1 protein-coding gene is annotated in these 3515 nt (G+C 61.7%); it reads left to right on the top strand.

Annotation, left to right across the window (positions count from 1 at the left end; genetic code table 11):
- Positions 1-353: 353 nt before the first annotated feature.
- Entirely contained in the window at positions 354-3386 is a 3033-nt protein-coding gene (locus MYY08_RS16130; protein WP_288014924.1) for an autotransporter outer membrane beta-barrel domain-containing protein, read from the top strand.
- Positions 3387-3515: the final 129 nt, after the last annotated feature.

The following is a 3515-nucleotide window of genomic DNA, read 5'->3' as shown; positions in this document are numbered from 1 at the left end:
GATGATTCCTATTCATAATTGATAAATTAGTTGTTGATTATTTTATTTTTTATTCTGTTTTTTTCTTAATCATAAAGATATATGAAAATAGTATGAGTGAAATCACCTTTTTACGTATCAATATTTCCGCATGTAACTGGCGGAAATAATACTTTTCTGCTTTACCTGATATTTGCGCCGAGGCATTCAGCGCGGCGCATTCTTTTTTGCAAACTTAACGCTTTTAAAAATCCTTGTTTAAAAACCAATAATGGACGGTATCTGCAATGGTAAAAAGAAGCAGGTTGACTGTGGCTCAGCGCGTATTATCGCCTGAGTCAGATGGGCGGCGCGCGCGTTTAAGCGTTCTGGCGATGGCGGTATGCCTGGGATCGATGGGCCAGGCGGGGGCTGCCAGCTATATCGAGCAGGGCACGGCGGGCAATCCAGCCAGCTGGCGCAGCAGCGAGTTCAACGCTGAATGGGGGCTGGGAGCGATTCACGCTGACGCGGCCTATGCCGCCGGCTACAGCGGCAAAGGGGTAAAACTGGGGATCTTCGATCAGCCGGTTTACGCAAAGCACCCGGAATTCTCCGGCGCGAATAAAGTGATCAACCTGGTGACCAAAGGCATCCGCGCCTATACCGATCCCTACATTCCGGTAAAAGCAGGCGATCCGTTTGAATATAACGGCACGCCGAGCGTTGATTCCGACGGCGAACTGGGATCGCATGGTACTCACGTCGGCGGCATTGCGGCAGGCAGCCGTGACGGCGGCGAAATGCACGGCGTGGCGTGGGGGGCGCAGATCGTCAGCGCGGAAAACGGCGATCCGGGCCCGGAAGACGGCATTATCCTCGGCAACGACGGCGCGGTCTATAAAGCGGGCTGGGATGCGCTGCGCGAAAGCGGCGTACGCATCATCAACAATAGCTGGGGCATCGGCATCACCGATAAATTCGCCGAGGGCGGCAGCAATCCCGCTTATCCGCACTTCACCGTAAATGACGCGCAGAAACAGTTTGACCAGATTAAGCAGATCCTCGGCACCGTACCGGGCGGCGCCTATCAGGGCGCGATTGATGCGGCGCGCAGCGGCATCGTCACCATTTTCGCCGCCGGCAATGATGACAACCTCAACAACCCGGACGCGATGGCGGGGCTGGCTTACTTTGTGCCCGATATCGCGCCGAACTGGCTCTCCGTCGCCAGCCTGCAACAGAATGCCGCCTCCGCCGACGGCACCCCTTACACTATCAGCACCTTCTCCTCCCGCTGCGGCTACACCGCCAGCTTCTGCGTCTCGGCCCCCGGCTCGCGCGTCTACAGCTCGATAATCGAAGGCACCAGCGTCGATAACCTCACCACCGGCTACGCCAAATACAGCGGCACCTCAATGGCGGCGCCGCACGTGGCGGGCAGCGTCGCGGTGCTGATGGAGCGCTTTCCTTATATGACCGGCGCGCAGGTGGCGCAGGTACTGAAAACTACCGCCACCGACATGGGCGATCCCGGCATCGACGCGCTCTACGGCTGGGGCATGATCGATCTGAGCAAGGCGATCGATGGTCCGGGCATGTTCTATACCGTCGAGGATATTCCCGAAGCGCTGCGTATACCGGACCCGGAAGGCGTCGCCTACGGCCCGACGCAGTTTGTCGCCAATATCCCCGGCATCGGCGCCGAAGTGGATAAAGGCACGCCCTATGCACGCCTCTGCAATCAGGTACAGTGCGGCTTCGACGTCTGGTCGAACGACATTTCCGGCCACGGCGGGCTGACCAAAGAGGGCACGGGCGCGCTCTGGCTCACGGGCAGCAACACCTACAGCGGCCCGACGCTGGTCAATGCCGGGCTGCTGTCGGTAAACGGCTCGCTCACCTCTGACGTCACGGTGCAGCGGCAGGGCGTGTTGGGCGGCAACGGCAGTATCGGGGCCTTACGGGTGGCGCGCGGCGGCACCGTGGCGCCGGGCAACTCGATCGGCACCCTGAACGTGGATGGCGACGTCACCTTTGATGAAGGCTCGCGCTACGCGGTAGAAGTGGCGCCGGACGGCCGCAGCGACCGCATCGCCAGCAGCCGCGCCATCACCATTAACGGCGGCGAGGTGGCGGTATCGCTGGAAAACAGCGCTAACCTGCTGAGCCAGAGCGAAGTGCAAAGCCTTGCCGGACGTCAGTACAACATCCTGACGGCGACGCAAGGCGTCAGCGGCGCCTTTACCAGCGCATTGCCGAGCTACGCCTTCCTGGGCACCACGCTGGGCTACCAGGCAAACCAGGTCTCGCTGACGGTCGGGCGCAACGACGCCACCTTCGCCAGCGTGGCGGCCTCCGATAACGAGCGCGCGGTCGCGGCGGCGGCGGAAGCGCTGGGCGCGGGCAACCCGGTCTATGAAAGCCTGCTGCTCAGCGGATCGGCGGGCGAGGCGCGTCAGGCGTTCCGTCAGCTCTCCGGCCAGGTGCATGCGGATATCGCGTCGGCGCAGGTCAACGACAGCCGTTATCTGCGCGACACGCTCAACGATCGCCTGCGTCAGGCGGAAGGGCTGGGCGGCGTCAACGATATCAAGGCGGACGAGGGCGGCGCCTGGGCGAAACTGCTGGGCGCGTGGGATCACGCTTCCGGCGACGACAGCGCCACCGGCTATCAGGCTTCGACCTGGGGCGTGCTGCTGGGGCTGGACTCCGCCTGGGCGGACGACTGGCGCATGGGCGTCGCGACCGGCTACACCCGCACCTCGCTGGATGGCGGCTACGGTTCAGACGCCGACAGCGACAACTATCATCTCGGCGTCTACGGCGGCAAAGAGTACGGTTCATTGGCGCTGCGTGCCGGCGCAGGATACACCTTGCACCGTTTCGATACCTCGCGCGCCGTGCGTTACGGCAGCCAGTCCGACCGCGCCAGCGCGCAGTACAGCGCGCGCACCGAGCAATTCTTCGCCGAAGCGGGCTACCGCATTCCGGCCGGACCGGTGAGCCTGGAGCCATTCGCCAATCTCTCTTACGTCAACTTCCAGAACAACCGCATCGCGGAGCAGGGCGGCGCAGCGGCGCTGCATGGCGACAAGCAGCATATCGACGCCACGCTCTCCACCCTGGGCCTGCGCAGTGATGTCCAATGGAACGTCACCCGTGAAACGGCGGTGGCGCTGCGCGCCGAGCTGGGCTGGCAGCATCAATACGGCGACCTCGATCGCGGCGTTGGGCTGAAGTTCAACGGCAGCGATACGCCGTTTGTGGTAAACAGCGTCTCCGCCTCGCGCGACGGGGCGGTGCTCAAAGCCAGCGCCGAGGTGGCGATCAACAGCAACGCCCGGCTGTCGCTGGGCTACAGCGGCCTGCTCTCCGGGAATTATCAGGACAACAGCGTCAACGCGGGCTTCAGCTGGAATTTCTGAAATCCGTCAACCACGGGGCCGACACGGCCCCGTTTTTTATACTTAATTCTCCGCCTGCCGTTTATTCTGCGCGAAGAAAGGGCACGATATTCGCGCCGCCGTTAAATACGCGCTGTGATAGCGATCATA

Origin of the sequence: Mixta sp. (genome assembly GCF_024610815.1) — a bacterium.
Classification (GTDB): Bacteria; Pseudomonadota; Gammaproteobacteria; order Enterobacterales; family Enterobacteriaceae; genus Mixta; species Mixta calida.
The sequence above is the reverse complement of the archived record's forward strand: the minus strand, read 5'-3'. Positions and strand labels throughout refer to the sequence as shown.

Excerpts from the sequence above, each read along its gene's own strand:
- MYY08_RS16130 (WP_288014924.1), top strand. The coding sequence starts at position 354 with ATGGCGGTATGCCTGGGATCGATGGGCCAGGCGGGGGCTGCCAGCTAT.